The organism is Pseudomonadota bacterium (genome assembly GCA_022361155.1).
Lineage (GTDB): Bacteria > Myxococcota_A > Polyangia > Polyangiales > JAKSBK01 > JAKSBK01.
Genome location: JAKSBK010000578.1, coordinates 1 through 18,934 on the forward strand (window position 1 = coordinate 1; position 18,934 = coordinate 18,934).

Genomic DNA, 18,934 nt, shown 5'->3' on the forward strand with positions numbered 1-18,934 from the left:
CAACATCAGACCATCGAGCACGGCTTCGGGGCGAGGAGGGCACCCGGGGACGTAGATATCGGTGGGCACGATCTTGTCGATGCCTGGCACGGTCGCGTAGTTGTCGTAGAAGCCCCCACATGAGGCGCAGGTGCCGAATGCGATGACCCACTTCGGATCCGCCATCTGGTCGTATATGCGTCGAAGCGCGGGGGCCTGGCGCTGGCTGATGGTCCCTACCACCCACAGCACGTCGGATTGACGCGGGCTGAAGCGGGGTGCTTCGGCACCGAAACGGGCGATATCGTAGCGCGGAGCCACGGTCGCCATGAACTCCATTGCGCAGCAGGCCGTGGCGAAAGGGTACTGAAATAGCGAATACTTGCGCGCCCAAGCCAAGAGCGCCTCGCCTCGGGTCGTGAAAACGCTGGTGTCGCCTTCGATCACGCCTAGTGGGAGCCTCTAGTACGCACCTCTGCAGGTGTCAATAGCCGCACAACCGCACAACACCGCACCGGAACGCCGTCATGGGTTCGCCCCCCGGAGCAGGCAGGTGTCATCGCGCGCAGCAATGCGGGTCCACGAGGGCCGCTTGCAGCGCTTGACGCACTTGGCGGCGCAGGCAGACGAGGCGCACGCGTACCCGAAAGGAGCCATCTTGCTGGCGCTTGCTGCCGACGGTGCGCGCGCTGAGTCGCACGCTGCCTTCGGGCAGCTGGCAGACCAGCTCGAGAGGCTTGCCCGGTGGTTGGGCCGAAGGCAGCGCGAGCGTCAGCAACTCCCCTTCGAGCCCGAGGGCCTGACCCTGTTTGCCGCCTGCAACCCGAACCTTGACGTCCGCCACGCTACTTCCTCGCTCGCTGTACCGCGTCCCTTGCTTCCCGCCGGTCGAGCTCGCGGCGAATGCTCTGCCGCTTGTCGCCCACGCGTTTGCCCTTGCCGAGGCCGAGCTCGACCTTGGCGCGGCCACGCTTGAAGTAGACGCGCAGCGGCACCAGGGTGTAGCCGCGAATGGCCAGCTTGCCCATCAGACGCTCGATCTCTGCTCGCCGGGCAAGCAGCTTGCGCTTGCGCTTGGGCTCGTGGCCGAAGTGCGTGGCTTGGCTATAGGGAGCGATGTACATGCCGTTCAGGTACAGCTCGCCGGCGTCCACGGTTGCGAACGCGCCTTCCAGGTTCGCCTGCCGCGCCCGCAGGCTCTTGACCTCGGAGCCCAGCAGCACGAGCCCGCATTCCAGCCGGTCTAGGATATGGTAGCGGTGCATCGCCCTGCCGTTGCTGCAGACCAGCATGAGCGGCGAAGCCGCCGCCTTGCCGTGAGCGCCTTTGTTCATGGCGAAGCGAAGTCCTTGGGCGTCGGGTCAAGATAGCTTTGCTGGCTCGGAGTCAAAACGGGAAGGCTATCTTGACCCGACGCCTTAACACGCCGCTCAGTGTGCAGCCAACCAGTGCTGGAGCGGTTGCGCTCGCGCCCCGAGTTAGGCTCTGGCTAGCCCGAATCGGCGCGGGCGAGCGCAAGGCTCATCACGTGGGCGTAGCCACCTTGAAGGAGTGCTTCGCCTGCGGCGGCCAGGGTGGCACCGGTGGTTCGGACGTCATCGACAAGCAACGCCGTACGCCCCACGAGCGCGCCTCGGTACGCGAAGGCACCGTTGACGTTTGCGGCCCGATCGGCACGCGGCAGTGTGGCCTGGCCAGCCGTGTGGCGGATGCGGTGCAGCTGATCCACTAGCATCGGAACGCCAAGACGGCGCGCAAGCGGCGCGGCCAGCGTGACGGCCTGGTTGAAGCCACGTTCGCGCAGGTCGCGAGGATGCAAAGGCACCGGCACGATCGCGTCCACGCGGTCGCGGTAGACAGCGGCAGACGCGATCAGGAGCTCGGCCAGCGGCCGTCCCAGATCACTGCGGGCACGGTACTTGAACCGCCGCAAGCCTTCGGCGAGGGGGCCGCCGTACTGGTACAGCGCCGCCGATTTGGCTGGCGGCTGGTGACAGCGGTGGCAAGGCTCCAATAGCAGTGCACAGGCCTGGCAGAAGCTCGACCGGCCACACCCTACAAGCTCCTGCACGGGCTGATCGCACCCAGGGCATAGCCTTGGAGCCAGCAGGCTGCTCAGCCCCGTAACAAGCCAGCGCATGCAACGATTGTCGGCCACCTGCGCGTCAGGTTGCTCGATCAGGTTGCTCGAGAGGTTGCTTGATATACTGGCCGAGAATTAAAAACGGCAGCTCGAAGGGGGGGAGAACCTTCAGGGAGCTGCCGTTGGGGAAGGGGGGACGAGAACGGAGACACTTGGCGCAGGGGGGAGCACGCCGTTTATGTGGCCTCCGTCTGTGTCGGGCTATAAAGCAAGGAGCCTGCCAAGATCTGCCGAGCTTGAAATCACACGCGTTTTCGACACAAAGCATGTACATCTGTCCAGATGGGTTGGGCCGAACCTTTCAAGAGTGAAACGCAGGGATCCTGCTGTGGCGACAGGTATTTCGTTTATGAAACGTGATCGCCGAGGCTACCTCACAAACCGGATCACTCGAGGTGCCTCGCTCAAACCACGCGCGCCCTGGCCTGCTTGGAGCGCTAGTGGTTGTAGGGCTCGTTGTGGATGATGGTGAATGCCCGGTACAGTTGCTCCGCCAGGACGACTCGAGCAAGCCGATGGGGCAACGTCAGGCGTGAGAGCGACAGCCGAAGCTGTGCGGCTGCAACCAGGGAGGCCGGCAGCCCGTCTGCTCCCCCTACAAGCAACACGAGGGTGCCGACCGCCCCCTGCCGGCAGCGGTCCAGGTACCCTGCCAGCTCGTGGCTCGACCATAGCTGCCCCTTCACGTCGAGGACCACCGTATGCGATCGCGCTGGCAGCAACCGGCGGATGCGCTCCTCGATGTCACGGGCGTTGCCGTTCTTCAGCTCGAGCTCCCTGCACGGTGCATAACGGCGGATGCGCTTCAAGTACAGGTCGAGCTCCGCCCGCAAGCCCGGGCGCTTGATCTTTCCTACCGCGACAAGGAGCAGCCTCATGGCGAAGAGCCTCACGACGCCTGTTTTGGGACCGCGCCCGTGTGCTCTGCTTCGATCGGGCGTCGAGCTCGTGTCGACTGCTGGACGCGTCAGGGTCTGGGTCGGTCCAAGATGGGTCGGTCCGGAAATCGAAAAAGTAGGACGAATTCGGCGCGGGCCAGCCCGACGTCCGGTGGTTGCCGAGACACCACGCGGCCGGTCTGTTGCTGGACGCAATCGTCGAGACGCTCGAGGCTTGCCCCGGTGGCGGTTGCTTCGTGCACCCGCCCGTCCTGGCCGATGTAGAGCGAGACCGTCACATCCTGGTCCGGACGACGACCGGTGAGCCGAGCCGACGCTGCATAGCAGCGCGAGAAGGCGCCGAGCATCCGCCGTAGCGCTCGGCGGATGACGTTTGCGGGAATGGGCCCCGAGACCACCAGCCGCCTCAATTGCACCCTCGGGTGCACGCGGTCTCGACGCGCGGGCGTCTCGGCGTCTTGCCTCCGGTCTTTCCGCGGGCGGGCAGACACAGGCTCGAGCGTCGGCTTGACGGTCCTGGCGGGCGCGGTTTTTGCTTTGAGCGCTATGGGCTTCGTGTGCGACTCGCCGGTGCTTGGGCTCGCCGCCGGCACATTGCTGCCATCCGAGCAAGGTTCCGGTGGCGCGCCGGGTGCTTTGCCGCTCTTGCGTGCGGCGCCCGCAGAGCGTCCGGCACCGATAGCCCCCCTTCTTGGCTTCGCGCGTCGAACGGTTGCCCGTACGCCTCGCGTCTCGCGCTGCGTGGGGGCACGTTCACGCTGCAGGGCGGACGCAGCGAGCCTGGCTTGCGTGGAGCCCTGAACAGCTTGCGGCGCTCCGGGCAGGTACGTGGACTCCGTCGCGGCTACAAGCTCGAACGACTCGGGGTTGCCGGCTCCAGGGCCTGCGGCCCCGGGGAGCTCGGATGGATGCGCCGTCGACCGCGACTGCGTGACATTGGTTTGCTCCGCGGTGACATTGGTTTGCTCCGCCGCGGGGGATTGCGTCACTGCAGGGAATTGCGTCACTGCGGGGAATTGCGCCGCTGCAGGCGTTGGAGCAGCGCCGCGCTGGACTTCAGGAGGCTGCTCGTCGACTTCTTCAGGAGGCTGCTCGTCGATCAAACGACCCAGTAGCTCTCGAGCACCTTCAGGCCAGGCTCGGTCCTGCATCAGCACGTGACCCGCACCGCCGAGTACGATGCCCGAACACAACACAACCGCAGCACGCAACGCCCACGGGCGGCGCGGTGGCTGCGCGGATACGGCGGCGGCGAGCTCGGCCGGCAGCGCGGGCACGAGCGCCGCCACGGGGGCACTGATGAGCGATGGCCGCGACGCTACGGGCAGCCCGACCGAGGAAGCCACCGTCTTGAGGGCGGCCAACAGCTCATCGATCGTACCGAAGCGTTCCTCCGGCCGTTTTGCCAGGCAGCGGGTGACGATCTCGGCCAAACGCCGAGGAATGTGTGGCCCCGTACCTGGCTCGTCACCTGGGGCCAGGGACGGTACGGGATCGCGTAGGTGCGCCATCATGGTGTCGATATCGCTTTGCCTTACGAAGGGCGCGCGTCCACGAAGCATGCGGTACATCAGCGCGCCTACAGCGTAGATGTCCGTGCGGCCATCGATGGTCGCGTTGCGAATCTGTTCGGGCGCCATGTACTTGGGCGAGCCCATGATGAGGCCCTTGCGCGTGATCCGCTCCGGCGCGGCCAAGTCCCGCACTAGACCGAAGTCCAGCACTTTCACGTAGTCGGCCTCATCCCCGTGGGCGGTCAACATGATGTTGGCCGGCTTGAGGTCACGGTGCACCAGGCCCAGCAGATGGGCTTCCCGTAGTGAGCGGCACACCTGCATTGCGATATGCACTGCACGGCCCGGCGGCAGCGATTGCTCCTCGTTCAGCGCATCCTGCAAGGTGCGGCCGTCCACCCACTCCATGGCGATGAAACACACGTCTTCGTCCGTGCAGCCGTAGTCGAAGACCGTCACCGTGTTGGGGTGCGTCAGGCGTGAGGCGGTCGAGGCCTCCAAGACGAAGCGTTCCTCGAAGACGGCATCGTGAACCGTGTGTCGGGGATCCAGGATCTTGAGCGCCACGATCCGACCGAGGGGCTTCTGGCGAGCCCGATAGATGCATCCCACCGAGCCCTGGGCCACGCGTTCGAGGATTTCGAAGCGATCGTCGAACAACGCGCCCACGAAGCGATCGACCGCTCGCGCGCCGTGCCTGGCGCCTGGAGTGACTGGATCCGTCGATGGGACCGGCCTCGCGGGTGAGGCCGGCTCGCTCGGGCGGCCCGGTACCGACCGAGCGGCGATCTCGGTCCGGTCGCCGGCCTCTCCGTCTGACTCGCCGGAAGACGAATCCCTCGAGCCCGGACGCTGCTTGGGGGGCACTGCCGGTGCATCACCGGCTTCGCGCCCGCCCGAGGGCTTCGGCTGCTTCGACATAGAGTTTTCTGAGGCGCACCTGCTCCCGCTACAGGGCTAGCCGACTGCTAGTTAGTGCCAGTGGCACTAGTTAGCATCGCAACATGGGGCGGGCTGCAACGATTTGGCAACACGAAAGGTAGCATTCTGGTTCGCCACTCGTCGAAGTTCCACCAAAATGTTGACCAGAGCACGTCGCTGCACAGTTTCTGCAATCCCCTCCAGTTGCTCAACCCGGTACTCTCGGCCCGCAGTCCAGTTCAGCCCGAACGCACCGTGAGCACCGGCACGTGGGAGGCTCGGACCAGCTTTTCGGCCACACTGCCCAGCAGCGCTCGCTCCATGGCGCGCTTGCCGGTCGTACCCACACAGATGAGATCAGTCCCCTGCGCCTTGCTGGCTTTCAGAATCTCGTCGGGCGGCTGGCCGGACAGGATAGTTCGCGTCACGTTGGGGGCTTCATCGCCAAAGGCGTCGTCCACGGCCTTGTCCAGCAGGGACCGCAAACCGGTCATGTACGCCTCGAACTGCGTAGGGGTGCCCCAGAGTGACCCTTGGGGCATGTGCTTGTAACCTTCGAAGGGATCGTAGTGGACGTGAACGACATCCACCTTCGCGCCGAGCGCCTCTTGCAGACGGCGAGCGACACTCAGCGCCTGGCGGGAGGGCTCCGAGAAATCGAATGCGACCATGATGTGTTGCACCGTCATGCGTATCTCCTCACTCACCAAAAGTGCCGAAACGGAGACTAGCTATCCAGCAGCCCCACGAGCAGCTTCAAGAGGTCGTGCTCCGTGACGATCCCCAAGAGGTTGTGGTTCGAGTCGACAACCGGCAGGCAGCCGAACCTGGCCTCCACCAGGATCCTTGCCGCCTCCGCGGCCGATCTGTCTGGGCTGGCAGTCTCCACATGGTGCGTCATGATCTCCTCGACAAAGGTCGCCTCGCGGATGCGTGCGTCTCGGCTCTGGGTAGCGGGGGAGCGGTCGAGCGAGCTCGCAGCAAAACGAAGCAGATCGCGGTGACTCACGAGCCCGACCAGGCGCGATCCATCCACAACCGGTATGTGGCGCAGGTGGTAGCGGTCCATGTTTTCGGCCACGTCGTTGAGATTGTCCTCCGGGTGGAGTGTGACCATCTCGGTGGTCATGAACTCGGACAAGCGTTTGTGCATGCCTCGCCTCCTTCCGTGTCGCGACCGCGCCTGTCGTGCCGGAGCATTCTACTGGACGTTTCCCAAGAGTGTCAGCAAAGCCTATACCAGTGCGGATCCGTACCGGAATAACTCGATTCCGGTAGGCCACCGCCTCTACAAGGTTCGACCGTCCTTTCCCGGCCCCTGCCCTTGCCCCTGTCCTTGCCCCTGTCCTTGCCTGGAACACGTGATGGCCGGCGCGCTCGGTAAAGTCGAACAGGCCGTCTCGATGCTGCTCAAGCTCATCAAGACGAGCGATCGACGACAGTTCGGGCGGATTGCGCAATGCTGTCGTGTTGGTGGTGTGCCCTCGCAAAAACTGCGCGCCAGAGGCTGGTGCGTTCGCAGCCGGGCGTTCTCGGGCGCCAGCGGTGGGTGCGGTGCTTGCGGCCCACGGACCTCGCGCGGGGACGGCACAGGCCTTGCTGGTTGCCGCTAGGAGGATCCGCCTGCTAGTGCTCTGTCTGACTGGAGCCCATCCAAGAATAACTCGATCGGTTGCGGCCGTGCAGGTCAGCGCGCTCGCGGCTTTCGTCCTCGAAAATGGCAGTGGCAACCCGGCGCTTCCAGCAACACGACAGGAGAACACATGATCGCCCAGGACATCATGACGGAGAACCCGGTCACCATTCGGGCCACCAACACGGTGGCCGACACCTGCGAAGTGCTGCAGGACATGGAGATCCGACACCTGCCGGTGGTTCAGGGCACCGAGCTGGTTGGCATCATCAGCGATCGGGATCTCAGGAGCGTCCACATGCCTCGGCTTGTGGACGAGGAGACGCTGCAGAACGTGAAGGAGCGCTACCATGCTCCGATTTCGTCGCTCATGTCACCGGACGTCGTGCGGGTATTCCCTGACAGCAACGTGGAAGAGATCATCGAGCTGATGCTCGAGCACAAGGTGGGCGCGGTCCCGGTCGTCGACGCGGGCACCGGCGACCTGCTGGGTATCGTGAGCTACGTTGATATCCTGCGCTCGATGCATTCCATGCTGGCCGAGACGTAGTGGAATCGAACCGCAGGGCTGAATCGAACCATGGAGCCAACACAACACATACTGTGCCCTGTGGATTTCTCGCAGGCGTCGGACGAATCGTTCCGCTATGCGGTCGACCTCGCCAGCAGGCTAGGCGCTGAGGTCCACGTGCTTCATGTCTACCAGCTGCCCGCCTATGCCTTCCCCGATGGAGCCTTGTTGCCGGGCGCAGCCTGGACCACACGCATTCTGGAGGCTGCTCAAAAGGAGCTCAACACCTTCCTTATGCGCTTTCGCGACGCACCAGTGAAGCTGCACCATCATTTGGTCGAAGGTACTCCGCATGTGGAGATCAATCGGCTCGCCAATGTGCTCGAGGCGCAGCTGATCGTGATGGGCACCCACGGCCGGACAGGGCTTGCTCACCTCGTCATGGGAAGTGTGGCGGAACGGGTTGTCCGCTCCGCCGAGCGACCCGTGTTGACCGTGCGAGGGGGCAAGGCAGCGCGTCCCAGGTCGCAGTAGTGCCCGGAGGGCAGGCGCCGCTGGCTGTGTTGCTCCTCCCAGAAACACCCGCAGTATTCCCCGTCGTCGCGCCTTGCCAGCGACGTCCGAGGCCCTAACCGATGCGAGCTGACGCGCAGGGCAGCCCGTTTTTCGAGCGCTGGGCCGGGTTCGTGCTGAGGCGCCGAGGTCTGTGCATCACGCTGACCTTGGGTACGACGCTGGTCATGGCTCTGCAGGCTGCCGACAAGCTGCGCATGGACACGACGGACGAGAACTTCCTGTCCAGCGAGGAGCTCTCGATCGGCACGCTGCAGGAGGTGCGCCGTGACTTCGGCAACGATGTCCTGCTTCAAGTGCTGGTACAGGGCGATGTCTTCAGCCTGCCCTACCTCGAGCGGTTGACGGCGCTCCATCGCCAGATCGAACAACTCGAGCTTCCTGTCGATCCGATCGATCCGAAGGGTCTTGATGGGAGGGAAACGACGCACGTTCTCGCGGGCGACCACGACTTCCAGAGCTTCGGTGACGAGCCCGGCGGCCAGGGCTGGGAGGACGAAGAGGGCGGCACTGCCATCGACGAAGTGCTGAGCCTGATCAACTACCGCCAGACCGTTTGGCAGGCTGGCGCACTCCGTATCAAAGGCCTGTTCGAGCGACTGCCCGAAGCTGACGAGCTAGCCCGTATACGGGATCGGATCCGGGCCTGTACCGGTCTGCTTCCAGCCGCTCCATCGATTGGGGAACGCATGTCCGGTCGGCTCGACAAGCGACGCGCTTCGCCGCATCGCGGGACGCAAGCGGCCGGGTCCTCCGAGCAAGCCGGGCGCTTGGCCGCGGATAGGCCGGTTCGGTTCGAAGATGAAGCACGCTGCAGGCCGGCGGACCGCAAGCTCGCGGGGCGACTGGTCGACGTGAACGGCGCGTACTCCATCATCGTCGTGCGCATGGTTCAGCTCGAAGAGCAAGAACAAGGCGCTGTGGTGCAGGCGCTCGCGACGACGGCACAACAACACGATCGGGCGGGATTCCGCGTGCATGTAACGGGCAGCCCCGCTGTCCGCAGGGCACTGCACACGCTGATGCTGTCGGACGCAGCGAGCATGCTGGCACTGACGTCGATCGCAATGGTGCTGATTCTGTTCGTGCTGTTCCGTCATGCTCTGGGCGTGTTTGCGCCCGTGCTGGTCGTTTGGCAGGCCGAGATCTGGACTGTGGGGTTGATGGCTGCAACCGGGACGCCCATCACCATGGTCACCACGATCCTGCCCGCGTTCATCGGCTGTGTAGGCTTGGGCGACACCATCCATGTTCAGTCTGCGTATCGGACGGCCATGGCTCGAGGAATACCGGCCCACGGGGCCCTGGTACACGCACTGTCCACCACGGGCATGCCCGTGTTCCTGACGACATTGACGACCGTCGTTGGCCTGCTCAGCTTTCGTTTCGCGACGCTGACGGCTATCCAGCAGATGGGAACCTTCGGTGCGCTCGGTGTGACCGCGGCGCTGATCAACTCGATCGTCTTCTTGCCGGCCATGCTGAGCTTCAATCGCACCAGTACGCTGGGCTACCGCGTGGATCTCGAGGGTAGCGGCTGGATGGATCGCGTGCTTCAGGGTTTCAATGCGCTGTCGGCACCGGTGCCGTACCCGGGGGGCGTCAGCCACATCAGGCGAAACAGCGTCCTCGTATGCTGTGTGCCTCTCGGCGTCCTTGCCGTCGTCGGCGTGTCACGGCTGCGCATCCATCACGACAGCCTGGACTGGTTTCCAGACTCACATCCAGTGCGCCAAACGCTGGAGCTTTTTGAACGGACGGTGGGGGGTACCGGCAACCTCACCGTGCTGGTGAGCGCCAAGGATGGCGAGACCCTGGCCCGGCGCGAGGCCTTGGACGCGCTTGCTCGACTCGAGGCGCACGTGCAAGAACTCGATGATCCCGGTGCTCGACGGGGCATGGTGCGCGGTGTGACGAGTCTGCTGGATCCGATACGCGAGAGCTTTCAGGCGGTTCACGGGGGCGACGCTCGCTACTACCGCGTTCCGGATAGCGAGCGCGGCGTACGCGACATGATCACGCTGTTCGAGCAGGCAAGCCCCCAGACGCTCCGACAGCTCGCCACCATCGACATGACCAGGGCGTTGCTGAGCGTGCGCGTGAGATGGAGCGACGCGTTGAGCTACTTGCCTCTGCTGTCGCACGTGCGGCAGGGCCTTGAACGTCACATGGGCGGCGTGGCAACGGCGCGCCTTACCGGCAGCGCCTACGTCGCCGTAACGCTGGTCTCGAAGCTGCTGATGGACCTGGTTCGCAGCTTCGGTACCGCCGCGATCGTCATCACACTGCTGATGGTGTTGCTGCTGCGGGACTTGAAGATTGGCATGTTATCGATGCTTCCCAACCTCACGCCGGTCGTCATGGTCATGGGGTACATGGGCTTTTCCGGTATTCCCCTGGACGCCAACACCCTCTTGCTTGGCTCGGTGGCCATCGGGATCGTCGTGGACGATACCATCCACTTCCTGCATCAGTTCAAGGTGCGCTACGAGCGCACGGGTGACGTCGAGGCCGCCCTACGGCACGCATTCCGCCACACCGGGCGCGCCATGCTGGCGACGAGCCTCGTCCTTTCGGTGGGATTCATGTGCGTGCTCGGCAGCGAGCTCGTGAGCACGCAACGTTTCGGAATGCTGGTTGCGCTCACGGTCGTGCTTGCCCTGGTCTTCGACTTGAGCACCATCCCCGCACTGTTGCGCGCGATCTACTCGAGACACAGCACTTCGCCGTGCTCGACCAACACCGCCAGGTAGTAGCCGACTCCCTTGTGCGGCTCGATCCTGCCCGCTTCCACCTCTTGCTCCAACCAGCGCCGCAGGTCACCGATCCGCTTGGACGGCGGAATGCCGAAGCGCTCTCCGATGGCCGTCCCCAGGCCCTTGGGCAGCGGAGGAACGATCGAATCCCGCTTGATGAGATCGGCAATGCGGCGCGACAGCTCGCTGATCTGTCGCAGCCCGCGCCTGCGCTTCTCCACGCGCTTGGTCGTGATGTCGGCGCGGCTCAAATCGAGCAGGTCCTTGAGGCCGCTTCCCATCTCCTTGTAGAATCGTCTGACGGCCGAGTCCGTCCAGGTGCCGTCGTACTGGCTTGCCCGGAGATGATGCAGGATCAGGAAGTGGACGCGCTGGTGAAGCTCGGTTGGCAGCTGCAGTCGTGGTCCGATGCGGCGTCTGAACATGGCCGCACCCACCTCGCTGTGTCCGAAGAAATGCACTTGGCCGCGCTCGTCGATCGAGCGGGTGTGCACCTTTCCCACATCATGGAGTAACGCACCCCAGCGTACCGCGAGGCGCGGCACGGACTGCCATACGACCTGCTTGGTGTGCTTCCACACGTCCTTGTGACGCCATTCGCCGTCGCCGAATCCCACCAGTGCGTGGACCTCGGGCAACCACACCTTCAAAATGCCCGTGTAGAGCAGCGCCTCAAGCCCGTGTTGGGCGTAGCGGCCCAACAGCAACTCACCCATTCCCTGCCGCAACTGTGTCACGGGGAGCGCGGCGATCTCGTCTGGGCCCAGCGTTGCGGGCGGGTCGTCGAGCAGCGACGGCTGCCGGGTGGAGACAAGGCCGGCCCATGACAGTACGCTGGCAGCGCGCGTCGAGACACCGGTAGCCTGAGTCGAGGGAGAAGCTTTTTGCAGCACGACGAATTCCTATCCTGTCCGAGCCGGGCAGCAGAGTCTAGCGGGTCGAGCGAGGCTTGATAAAGGCCCACCGGGAGGGTAGCGTGTCTTGGGACCCGCTCGTAGTCGCGCCTCGCCAGTGGCGCCCAGCCCTCACCGAAACACACGAATTATCTTCCGCGGGCCCTTACCCGACAAGGAGTGCTGAGAACGTGGACGCAGGGGCGATAAAGGCGCAGTGCCAGCGGATGTTGGAGCAGTCGCGACGCCTAGCCGAATGCGACCAAACGCTGGATGCAATTGCGAGGGCGCGCCAGGCTGTGAATCGGCTTGAGCGAGTTACCACCGAGCAGCCTGGCCTGAAGGACGAGCTTGGAGATTTGCTTTCCCTGGCCCATGCGACCCTGCTCGAGGTTGATGGGCTGCACCAGCACAATGCGGCCCGGATCCGGAGCCGCGAGGCTGCCTTCGAGCAACGGGAGGCCGCAGCCATGAACGAGCTGGATTCCGGCCGGGAGCGGCCCTGACACGTTTGGGTGCCTTCCAACAAGGCCCCGTCCCAGAGTAGCTGGTCGAGACCGGCCGTGCAGGGTGGATGCGATTCGCCGGCGCGCCCGAAGGAAAAACCGCAGGAATAGCAGCGCTGTTGCGAGGATTTTTGCGAGGACGAAAGCCGCGAGCACGCCGCCCTGCACGGCCGCAGCCGATCGAGTTATTCTGGGAGGGGCCCTAGGGCCCCGGAGATCGCTTGGGCAACCAGGGCGCCAGCGACGACCGGAAGCAAGACCGTCGCGAGCGGAGCGTCGGCGCCGAGATCGCTCGCGGTGTGGTTCTGGTGTTTGCGCCGCTCCTCGGATTCCTGGGCTCCCTGGGGGAGCACCTGATTCTGCTCGCACGGGCCGTACGCTGGTTGTTTCGCCGCCCTTTTCGCCGGCACCTGTTTCTCGACGCTTGCGAATACATCGGCGTCAGCTCCCTGCCGATCATCACGCTGGTTGGAGCCTTTACGGGCATGGTGACCGCGCTGCAGGCGGTCTTTCAGCTCAAGCGCTTTGGCATGGAAGCCATGGCGGGGAGCGCGGCGGGACTGGGCCTGTCCACAGAGCTCGGTCCCGTGCTGACAGCGCTCATGCTTGCAGGCAGGGCAGGATCCGGGATCGCGACCGAGATCGGTACCATGCGGATCAGCGAGCAGATCGACGCATTGGAAACCATGGCGGTCTCGCCTGTGCAGTACCTCGTCACACCTCGGGTGGTGGGTGGTGTCATCATGGGGCCGGTGCTGACCTGTATCTTCTTTGGGGTCGGGATGGCCGGAGCGTACCTCGTGGCCGTCAAGCTGCACGGCGTGGACCACGGGCTGTTCGTGTCCAATCTGCGCACCTCGTTGATGCCGATTCACTTGGTGCAGGGCGTGATCAAGGCCGCTGTGTTCGGGCTGTGCTTCTCGCTCATCGGCTGCTTTCAGGGCTACCGAGCGTCGGGCGGTGGCCGTGGCGTGGGCATGGCCACCACGCGAGCCGTGGTGATCGGGTCCGTGACCATCTTGATCCTGGATTATTTCATCACGGATCTGATGCTCCCCTTCATGCCCCAGCTTGCCATGTGATGGGACTCGAGCGATTGGGCCTCTGGCCTCGCAGTTGGTGCTGAATGCGGGCTAACGACGCAACAAACGAATTCGACGGGCGCCGCGACCCCCGCTGGCACATACGTGTCCGGGGTCTGCGCAAACGGTTTTCCAGGGATGGGCCCGAGGTGCTGCGCGGCGTCGACCTGGACATCGAGCGCGGCAAGGTCAATGTGATCATCGGAGGCTCGGGACAGGGCAAGTCCGTGCTGGTCAAGCATTTCATTGGCCTGCTGCCCGCCAGCGAAGGACATGTGTGGGTGGACGGGGTGGAGATGCGGTCGCTTCGCGGCGAGGCGCTCGCGCATTTTCGCCGTCGGTTCGGCATGGTCTTCCAGTGGGCCGCGTTGTTCGACTCCATGACCGTGATGGACAACTGCATGTTTCCTCTGCTCGAGCAACGTGAGCGCAAGCTGACTGTCCATCAGATGCGCGCCATCGTCATGGCCCGTCTCGACGCCCTCGACCTCCGCGGAACCCAGCACATGTATCCCGGGGAGCTCTCCGGCGGCATGCGCAAACGGGTCGGTCTGGCACGGGCGCTCGTGCTGGAGCCGGAGATCCTGCTGTACGACGAACCGACCACGGGGCTGGATCCCATCGCAACCCACAACGTGGACCGGATGATCATGAATGTTGCACAGCAGTTCAGGGTTACCTCGGTCGTGATTTCGCACGATATGGCTTCGGTCTTCCGGATCGCTGACCGTATCGCGATGATCCACGGGGGGCGCATCATCGAGTCCGGTGTTCCCAGTGCGTTTCGGGCCACCAGTCAGGAGTACGTGCGGCGTTTTGTCACCATGTCCGGCGTGTCTGCGACTCGGGTTGGGGGCTTGACGTGAACAGGCAGGTGTCCTCCAGTGTGCGCATCGGGTTGCTCGTGCTGGCTGCGGTTGCCGTGGCATACGGCGCGTACAAGTCCATCAGCACCCAGGCCTCTGGTGCCGACGGGTACTCGCTGCGGGCGAGATTCCGCGACGCGACCGGGCTGCCCATCAATTCGCGCGTCGTGATAGCCGGCCTGCCGGTCGGAGAGATCGTGGAACGCCGTCTGGACGGCCGCTTCGCGCAGCTAACCTTTCGCGTGCACAAGGACGCGGTCGTCTATGAAAACGCGGTGATTCGCAAGAAAGCCTCCTCGCTGCTTGGAGAGTACTATCTGGATGTCGATCCGGGCACGCCCGAGTCGCCGTCATCGAGCGGCGTGCGCAAAAACCTCCGGCTTCAGTCCGGGCAGGAGCTGACCACAGTGATCGAGGCGGCGAGCACCGACGACCTCATAAGGCAGGTCAACGAGGCCATCCCACGCGTGGAAGCCGCGGTCGCGGAAGCCCGGGGCCTGTTTGCCGACACGCGCTCCGTGGTTAACGGACCTATCAAGGGGATCGCCGACAACGTCGACAGGCTGGTGCACGACAACCAGGCGCTGGTAGAGGAAATCCTCGATCGGGTCAATCGCGCGGCAGCATCGTTCGAGCGCATCGGCAGCGATCTGGCGGAAGTGACGGGCGGCGGCAAGGCACCCCTGCTGGCCACGCTCAAGAACGCCGAGCTCGTGAGTGTCGACCTCCGGGAGCTCGTCGAGGTGACGCGGGGCGAGATCGAGTCGACCGGTGACACAGTCCGGCAGAAGCTGGATCGCCTCGACCGAGCCCTCGACAACCTCGACTCCACCCTTGCGGGCACGGCTTCCGTTGCGGAGAAGATCGATGGCCAACAGGGCACGCTGGGCAAGCTGATCAACGACCCCGACATCGCCGACAACGTAGAGAGCCTCACCGACGACCTCGTGCGCTTCTCCAGAGGCTCCTTCGGGCTCAAGAGCATCGTGGGGCTGCGTACGGAGTGGCACGTGCTCGGGGCCGTCCCCAAGGCCTACTTCTCTCTTGAGCTTGCCCCTCAACCGGACAAGTTCTACTACATCGAGATCGTTGATGATCCGCGCGGCACGATCACCGAAGAGCTCGTGCTGGCCCCAGGCTCGGGCACCTTGCTTTCTTCGACCCGCATCAGCCGGCGCTTTCGCTGGTCCTTGCAGTTCGCAAAGAAGATCGAGAACTACACCTTCCGTATCGGTGTGAAGGAATCGGCGGGCGGCATCGGAGTCGATGCGCGCTACCTGGATGGCCGACTCTGGGTGCACTCCGACGTCTACGAGCCTACGTTCAACCACTTCCCACGCCTGAAGTTTCGCGCGGCGCTGAACTTCTTCAAGTACCTCTATATCTATGCGGGCATCGACGATGTGCTCAATCCACCCGTCGATCTGCTGGTGCACCACGCGGACCTAACCGGGCAGCGCATTCCCTACCACTACGGTCGAGACATGTTCGGTGGCGTGATGTTCCGCTTCAGCGACGAGGACCTCGCCGGCCTGCTGTTCATGGGGGGCTCGGCCATATCCGGTGCCGCCAGCAGCAACTAGCAGCTATTCGAGCTATCTACTCGTCGTCGCTGTCCAGCATTCCCACGGCTTCGTTGTCTTCCGTATCCTCCAGGTCGCTCTCGTCGTCCTCGTCCTCGTCGTCCTCCTCCTGCTCGTCCAGCTCGGGGTTGCTGTAACGTACGTCGATGCCGATCTCGGTCAGGCTCGCCTCCAGTAGCTCGAAGAGCTCGCCCACTTCGTCGCCCGACCACTCCTCGAGCGTATCGAACAGGAAATCGTCGAAATCGGTGTCGATGCGCCGCTCGATCTCGTCGATCTGCTCTGTCGAAAACGCCTCCACGATGTCTTCGCGCAGCGTCTCCGTGTCGCCGTCCTCAATAGCGTCAGCTGCGGAATGCCGAATCTGTCGCACTGCTCGCTTGTCGAGGAAGATGTCCATTGCTGCAACCTCGTCAGGGGATCAAGGGGCGCCTACTATAGGAGCGTTGAGGTTGTCAACAATCGCTGGACGCTCCGGGCGTGTGCGGGGTGGCCCTGCGCGCCAAGGGTGTTGCGTGTAACCGTTCAGGTTCCTGGAAGCCGGGTCTTCAGGCGGTTTTCCGGGCGAGCCCGCACGCAGGAATCGCCCGAGGCGTACCGCTCGTCTGCGGCTGCAATCAGCTGCAGCGCACGGCGACACCGAGGCCTCACGGGTCGACACGGGAAAAGCCCCGGGGGGGCTTGCGGCAATGGGCACCAGGGGGTTCCATGTAGCTCGGATGTTTTGCGTGTCGTGCGGTTTGGAGCAACCATCGGCGGCAGGCTCTTGTCCCCGGTGCGGTCACGCCAAGCCAGGTAAGTCACGAGCGTCTCGAAGCGTGCTGGCTACCTGCCCGAGGTGTGGCTCCGAGATCCGTGCGGGGCTCGGCTACTGTCGCGAGTGCGGTATTCCGTTGCTTCAGGCGCAAGCACCCCCAGCGTCCCCTGCCGCCGAGAGCCCACCCAGCTTGCAGCCCGCAGCGTTTGGGCCCTCGGCACCGGCGGCGGCGGGGCCCGCCCCGGAGGATGCCGGGCTGGCCCTGGTGAACGAGGCCGGCGAGGTCGTCGCCACCTACGCGCTGGCCGCCGAACAGATGGATCTCGGCAAGGATCGGGGAGCGATTCGCTTTCCTGGCGACCCTTACCTGTCCTCCCGCCATGCTCGCATAGAGCGAGCCGAACAAGCCTACCATCTGCGCGACCTTGGAAGCACGAACGGCGTGTACGTACGTATCCGACATTCTGTGGCCATGAAGACCGGCGACATGATCCTAATTGGCCAGCAGGTGCTACGCTTCGGGATAATACCCGAGGACGACAGGCACTTGGGACCAGCGATGGAGCATGGTGTAATGGTGTTTGGCACACCTTCGGCGCCGCGTTTAGGCAGACTCGAGCAATGCAGTGCGGACGGAGCGGCGCGGGATGTCTATTACTTGCACCGAGATGAGACCGTACTGGGACGCGAGCGCGCGGATTTCGTTTTCGCGGACGACCCCTACATGTCCCGCCAGCACGCGACGTTATGTCGAGATGTCGGCACCGGTTCGTTCATGCTGCGTGACCTCGATTCCGCGAATGGCACCTGGGTGCGGCTCACACAGCCTCATCGCTTGTGTGTTGGCGACCAGCTCCGTGTAGGGCAGCAGGTACTGTGCTTCGGCGCCGCCAGTGAGCTAGCGGGAACGGACAAGGGTCGCTGACCATCATGAGCGCTCCCAAAAGCGACAACTCGCCGCAGCCCACCGAGCCGGAGTCTACGTCGGCGGCGGGTGAGCCGGCCGGTGAGACGGCATCCCCTCGTGACGCTGGGGAGCGTGAAGAGGCATCTTCGACAACACCGGCCCGGGTGAGCGAGGAAGTGGCGGAGCATACCCGCTCCGGTCCGGTCGAAGGCAGCGAGGGGGCCTCCACCAAGGTTTCCGTGGCAGACGACGACGGCGATTCGTCCTCGAAGGAGGCAGCGGGCGCGAGCGTCGAGGCGGCGCCCGCGTCCCCGGAAGAAGCCGAGAGCGCCGAGTCGCCTTCGAGCTTGGAGCCGGCGTCGCCACAGAGCGTCAACGAGGGGCCCGAGCCGGCTGGTGCCGAGCAGGTTGACGGCAGTTCGGCAGCGTTCGGGTCGGACTCCCCCGAAGCGGCTGAAGGCAGCGCGGCAGCGTCCGGGTCGGATTCCCCCGATGCGGACGATGCCTCGGACACGACGCCGCTCGATCGAACGGAAGTCGACAGGGCATCGGAGTCGACCTCCCGGCTTCCCGCGCGCATCGAGCTGCGTTACGCGGGAGCGACGGCCGTGGGATTGGTCCGCGAGCACAACGAAGACAATCTGTTGATGGCCAACCTCACGACGAGCAAGAGGAGCCCAAGGCACCAGACCTGTGTCGACCATGTGGGCAGCAGGGGATCGATCTTTGCGGTTTGCGACGGAATGGGGGGCGCTGCAGCAGGGGAAGTCGCCAGCCAGCTCGCTGTTGACACGGTCTTTGAGGAGCTCTCCGACCTTCAGGGGTCCGAGGATCGAGACGCTTTCGCCCAAGCCTTGATCAGTACGGTGGAGCGCGCGGGTCGGCGTATTTTTCAGACGGCGAAGGAGGACCACTCGCGCCAGGGGATGGGCACCACGGCCACTGTCGCGGGGCTCGTGGATCAAGTTCTGTTCGTGGCCCAAGTGGGTGACAGCCGCGCCTACCTGCTGCGACACGGGGAGGTCAAACGCATCACCAAGGACCAGTCGCTGGTCAATCAATTGATCGAAGCCGGTCATCTGACCGTGGAGGAAGCCGAAGCCTTCGAGCACTCGAACATCATCCTGCAAGCTTTGGGAACGACCGAGGCCGTGCAGGTCGACCTCACCTTCGCCGAGCTGCGCAGGGGTGACAGGCTGCTTCTTTGCTCCGACGGCTTGTGCGGTCTGGTCAACGACGACGCTGTTGCGCACACGATTACCACCGTCGACGATCCCTCGGAATGCTGCGGCAAGCTCATCGATCAGGCGAATGCTGCGGGGGGGCACGACAATATCACGGTGATCGTGGCCGACTTCGAGGGCGAGGCGCTCGTCAAGCCAAAGCCTACCGACACGGTGGGCTATGTGCA

At 64.3% G+C, this 18,934-nt stretch carries 19 protein-coding genes; 8 read left to right on the forward strand and 11 right to left on the reverse strand.

Annotated elements, in window-relative coordinates; all coding sequences use genetic code 11:
* From nuoB to MJD61_21725, 8 genes are all read right to left on the reverse strand, one after another.
* Positions 1-426, reverse strand: a 426-nt coding sequence (nuoB, locus tag MJD61_21690; protein ID MCG8557870.1) for an NADH-quinone oxidoreductase subunit NuoB, incomplete at its 3' end; no start/stop codon positions are given.
* 109 nt (positions 427-535) lie between these two features.
* Positions 536-823 carry a hypothetical protein gene (locus MJD61_21695; protein ID MCG8557871.1) on the reverse strand — a complete coding sequence of 96 codons (288 nt, stop codon included), beginning with the start codon at positions 821-823 and terminating at the stop codon, positions 536-538.
* A 1-nt stretch (position 824) separates the two neighbouring features.
* The gene (smpB, locus tag MJD61_21700; protein ID MCG8557872.1) at positions 825-1,313 is read right to left on the reverse strand and encodes an SsrA-binding protein SmpB; all 489 of its coding nucleotides are present in this window, start codon (positions 1,311-1,313) and stop codon (positions 825-827) included.
* A gap of 155 nt (positions 1,314-1,468) precedes the next feature.
* Positions 1,469-2,137 carry a ComF family protein gene (locus MJD61_21705; GenBank protein ID MCG8557873.1) on the reverse strand — a complete coding sequence of 223 codons (669 nt, stop codon included), beginning with the start codon at positions 2,135-2,137 and terminating at the stop codon, positions 1,469-1,471.
* 422 nt (positions 2,138-2,559) lie between these two features.
* Positions 2,560-3,000 carry a 23S rRNA (pseudouridine(1915)-N(3))-methyltransferase RlmH gene (locus MJD61_21710; GenBank protein MCG8557874.1) on the reverse strand — a complete coding sequence of 147 codons (441 nt, stop codon included), beginning with the start codon at positions 2,998-3,000 and terminating at the stop codon, positions 2,560-2,562.
* Positions 3,001-3,089: 89 nt separating this feature from the next.
* Complete coding sequence (locus MJD61_21715; GenBank protein MCG8557875.1) at positions 3,090-5,456, reverse strand: protein kinase; 2,367 nt, start codon at positions 5,454-5,456, stop codon at positions 3,090-3,092.
* Between the two features lie 239 nt (positions 5,457-5,695).
* Entirely contained in the window at positions 5,696-6,145 is a 450-nt protein-coding gene (locus tag MJD61_21720) for a universal stress protein (GenBank protein ID MCG8557876.1), read from the reverse strand.
* A 38-nt stretch (positions 6,146-6,183) separates the two neighbouring features.
* A complete protein-coding gene (locus MJD61_21725; protein ID MCG8557877.1) occupies positions 6,184-6,609 on the reverse strand; it encodes a CBS domain-containing protein in 426 nt (141 codons plus the stop codon).
* 610 nt (positions 6,610-7,219) lie between these two features.
* Between MJD61_21725 and MJD61_21730 the strand changes: the two genes are divergently transcribed.
* From MJD61_21730 to MJD61_21740, 3 genes are all read left to right on the forward strand, one after another.
* Entirely contained in the window at positions 7,220-7,639 is a 420-nt protein-coding gene (locus MJD61_21730; protein MCG8557878.1) for a CBS domain-containing protein, read from the forward strand.
* 30 nt (positions 7,640-7,669) lie between these two features.
* Positions 7,670-8,134: a universal stress protein gene (locus MJD61_21735; protein ID MCG8557879.1), complete on the forward strand. Its 465-nt coding sequence runs from the start codon at positions 7,670-7,672 to the stop codon at positions 8,132-8,134.
* A gap of 101 nt (positions 8,135-8,235) precedes the next feature.
* The gene (locus tag MJD61_21740; GenBank protein MCG8557880.1) at positions 8,236-10,926 is read left to right on the forward strand and encodes an MMPL family transporter; all 2,691 of its coding nucleotides are present in this window, start codon (positions 8,236-8,238) and stop codon (positions 10,924-10,926) included.
* Here the strand turns inward: MJD61_21740 and MJD61_21745 are convergent.
* A complete protein-coding gene (locus MJD61_21745; protein ID MCG8557881.1) occupies positions 10,878-11,822 on the reverse strand; it encodes an HD domain-containing protein in 945 nt (314 codons plus the stop codon). The genes MJD61_21740 and MJD61_21745 overlap by 49 nt on opposite strands.
* Before the next feature lie 248 nt (positions 11,823-12,070).
* Positions 12,071-12,331: a hypothetical protein gene (locus MJD61_21750; GenBank protein MCG8557882.1), complete on the reverse strand. Its 261-nt coding sequence runs from the start codon at positions 12,329-12,331 to the stop codon at positions 12,071-12,073.
* A 218-nt stretch (positions 12,332-12,549) separates the two neighbouring features.
* Between MJD61_21750 and MJD61_21755 the strand changes: the two genes are divergently transcribed.
* From MJD61_21755 to MJD61_21765, 3 genes are read left to right on the forward strand one after another with little or no spacing between them, the layout of a single operon-like run.
* A complete protein-coding gene (locus MJD61_21755; protein MCG8557883.1) occupies positions 12,550-13,410 on the forward strand; it encodes an ABC transporter permease in 861 nt (286 codons plus the stop codon).
* 44 nt (positions 13,411-13,454) lie between these two features.
* Positions 13,455-14,276: an ATP-binding cassette domain-containing protein gene (locus MJD61_21760; protein ID MCG8557884.1), complete on the forward strand. Its 822-nt coding sequence runs from the start codon at positions 13,455-13,457 to the stop codon at positions 14,274-14,276.
* Positions 14,273-15,859 (forward strand): MlaD family protein, encoded by a 1,587-nt coding sequence (locus tag MJD61_21765; GenBank protein MCG8557885.1) that lies wholly within the window; start codon positions 14,273-14,275, stop codon positions 15,857-15,859. The genes MJD61_21760 and MJD61_21765 overlap by 4 nt, the downstream gene beginning before the upstream one ends.
* A 16-nt stretch (positions 15,860-15,875) precedes the next feature.
* Here the strand turns inward: MJD61_21765 and MJD61_21770 are convergent, their stop codons facing one another.
* A complete protein-coding gene (locus tag MJD61_21770; GenBank protein MCG8557886.1) occupies positions 15,876-16,259 on the reverse strand; it encodes a hypothetical protein in 384 nt (127 codons plus the stop codon).
* A 418-nt stretch (positions 16,260-16,677) separates the two neighbouring features.
* Between MJD61_21770 and MJD61_21775 the strand changes: the two genes are divergently transcribed.
* The gene (locus MJD61_21775; GenBank protein ID MCG8557887.1) at positions 16,678-17,541 is read left to right on the forward strand and encodes an FHA domain-containing protein; all 864 of its coding nucleotides are present in this window, start codon (positions 16,678-16,680) and stop codon (positions 17,539-17,541) included.
* A gap of 5 nt (positions 17,542-17,546) precedes the next feature.
* On the forward strand, positions 17,547-18,934 hold a 1,388-nt coding region (locus MJD61_21780), incomplete at its 3' end, for a Stp1/IreP family PP2C-type Ser/Thr phosphatase (GenBank protein ID MCG8557888.1).